Origin of the sequence: Klebsiella sp. SWET4 (assembly GCF_024296565.1) — a bacterium.
GTDB lineage: Bacteria > Pseudomonadota > Gammaproteobacteria > Enterobacterales > Enterobacteriaceae > Klebsiella > Klebsiella variicola.
Genome location: NZ_JANCOB010000041.1, coordinates 1 through 1,204 on the forward strand (window position 1 = coordinate 1; position 1,204 = coordinate 1,204).

The following is a 1,204-nucleotide window of genomic DNA, read 5'->3' on the forward strand; positions in this document are numbered from 1 at the left end:
ATTCTGAGATGTTTTTATTTGGTCCAAACATGCCGCCTTGCTGCTTGATAATATTCATTCTGACGAGTTCTAACTTGGCTTCATTGCACCGTTTGACAGGTAACTTTGTAATCTCGCTAAGTTGAGAATCGGTGATTCTGTCCATTGGTTTATTCCACCCATAGGTTTTACGCAGAATGGCAAGCAGCACTTTAAACTGTCGCTTGGTCAGATCTGCGCCCGAATAAGCCTCAAGCATCATATTTGATAGTCTGGCGTAACCATCATCGAGATCTGCCACATTACGCTCCTGTCCGGCAAAGTTACCTCTGCCGAAGTTGAGTATTTTTGCTGTATTTGTCATAATGACTCCTGTTGATAGATCCAGTAATGACCTCAGAACTCCATCTGGATTTGTTCAGAACGCTCGGTTGCCGCCGGGCGTTTTTTATTGGTGAGAATCGCAGCAACTTGTCGCGCCAATCGAGCCATGTCGTCGTCAACGACCCCCCATTCAAGAACAGCAAGCAGCATTGAGAACTTTGGAATCCAGTCCCTCTTCCACCTGCTGATCTGCGACTTATCAACGCCCACAGCTTCCGCTGTCTTCTCAGTTCCAAGCATTGCGATTTTGTTAAGCAACGCACTCTCGATTCGTAGAGCCTCGTTGCGTTTGTTTGCACGAACCATATGTAAGTATTTCCTTAGATAACAATTGATTGAATGTATGCAAATAAATGCATACACCATAGGTGTGGTTTAATTTGATGCCCTTTTTCAGGGCTGGAATGTGTAAGAGCGGGGTTATTTATGCTGTTGTTTTTTTGTTACTCGGGAAGGGCTTTACCTCTTCCGCATAAACGCTTCCATCAGCGTTTATAGTTAAAAAAATCTTTCGGCCTGCATGAATGGCCTTGTTGATCGCGCTTTGATATACGCCGAGATCTTTAGCTGTCTTGGTTTGCCCAAAGCGCATTGCATAATCTTTCAGGGTTATGCGTTGTTCCATACAACCTCCTTAGTAAATGCAACCATTATCACCGCCAGAGGTAAAATAGTCAACACGCACGGTGTTAGATATTTATCCCTTGCGGTGATAGATTTAACGTATGAGCACAAAAAAGAAACCATTAACACAAGAGCAGCTTGAGGACGCACGTCGCCTTAAAGCAATTTATGAAAAAAAGAAAAATGAACTTGGCTTATCCCAGGAATCTGTCGCAGA

General features: G+C 43.7%; 3 protein-coding genes and 1 pseudogene. 1 reads left to right on the forward strand and 3 read right to left on the reverse strand.

What is annotated here, in order from left to right:
- The 3 genes from NKJ21_RS27340 to NKJ21_RS27350 all read right to left on the reverse strand — a co-directional run.
- Nucleotides 1-343, reverse strand: a 343-nt coding sequence (locus NKJ21_RS27340; RefSeq protein WP_254733425.1) for a replication protein, incomplete at its 3' end; no start/stop codon positions are given.
- A 32-nt stretch (nt 344-375) separates the two neighbouring features.
- Nucleotides 376-669 (reverse strand): lambda phage CII family protein, encoded by a 294-nt coding sequence (locus tag NKJ21_RS27345; protein ID WP_000251069.1) that lies wholly within the window; start codon nt 667-669, stop codon nt 376-378.
- A 118-nt stretch (nt 670-787) separates the two neighbouring features.
- Complete coding sequence (locus NKJ21_RS27350; RefSeq protein ID WP_000437875.1) at nt 788-988, reverse strand: Cro/CI family transcriptional regulator; 201 nt, start codon at nt 986-988, stop codon at nt 788-790.
- Nucleotides 989-1,088: 100 nt separating this feature from the next.
- On the opposite strand from NKJ21_RS27350, the pseudogene NKJ21_RS27355 reads away from it, so the two are divergent.
- Nucleotides 1,089-1,204 (forward strand): annotated as a pseudogene (locus NKJ21_RS27355) (LexA family transcriptional repressor); the annotation flags it as partial.